We start from the raw sequence: 872 nt of genomic DNA on the forward strand, positions 1-872 counted from the left end.
CAGGAAGTTGGAGCGGGCGAACTTCACCAGCCCCTCCACCTTGCCCTTGTCGTTGCCCTTGCCCGGCCGGCCGAACCGATCCTGGAACAGGTAGTGGCTGACCAGCCCGGTAAAGGCCCGCGTCCGCTCGCGCTTGCCGTCGCCGCAGATCCTGGCCACCGCCAGCTTGAGGTTGTCGTACAGGATCGACCTCGGCACGCCGCCAAAGAACGCGAAGGCACAGACGTGCCCATCGAGGAACGCCTCCGTCGTCTCCCGCGGATAGGCCTTCACGAAGCAGGCGTCCGACTGCGGCAGGTCCAGGCAGAAGAAGTGAACCTTCTGGCGAACCCCGCCGATCACCGCCACCGCCTCGCCGAAATCCACCTGCGCATGGCCCGGCGGATGCGACAGCGGCACGAAGACCTCTCGCCCGCGCGCCCGCTGCCGCCGCACATGATCCTTCACCACCGTGTAGCCGCCGCCATAGCCATGCTCGTCGCGCAGCCGCTCGAAGATCCGTTTGGCCGTGTGCTGCTGCTTGGGCGGCGCCGACCGGTCCGCCTCCAGGATCGCCTCGATCACCGGCATCAGCAGACCCAGCTTCGGCTTGTCGGGCGGCCGCGTCCGCACATACCCAGGCGGCGCAGAATACCGACACATCTTGGCAACCGTGTCCCGGCTCAACCCAAAAACCCGGGCCGCCTCCCGACGACTATGCCCCTCCATGAACACGAACCGCCGGACCGCCGCGTAGGTCTCCACCACGAACATCTCCCGGCGCCCCAACCTGATCCATCAAGGTAGGACGCCCACCACTGGACGGGTTTTACTCCGCCCGCAGCAGCATCACGCCGCCGCTCCAGTGGCCGACTTTCTCTCCGCCGTTCACA

Annotated in this window: 1 protein-coding gene; it reads right to left on the reverse strand. The window is 67.0% G+C overall.

Translation table 11 applies throughout. The features are described 5' to 3' along the window. The coding region (istA, locus tag HW578_RS27150; protein WP_198373800.1) for an IS21 family transposase at positions 1–753 on the reverse strand (753 nt) is incomplete at its 3' end. Positions 754–872: the final 119 nt, after the last annotated feature.

It is taken from the genome of Roseomonas rosulenta (assembly GCF_016106005.1).
GTDB classification, from domain to species: domain Bacteria; phylum Pseudomonadota; class Alphaproteobacteria; order Acetobacterales; family Acetobacteraceae; genus Neoroseomonas; species Neoroseomonas rosulenta.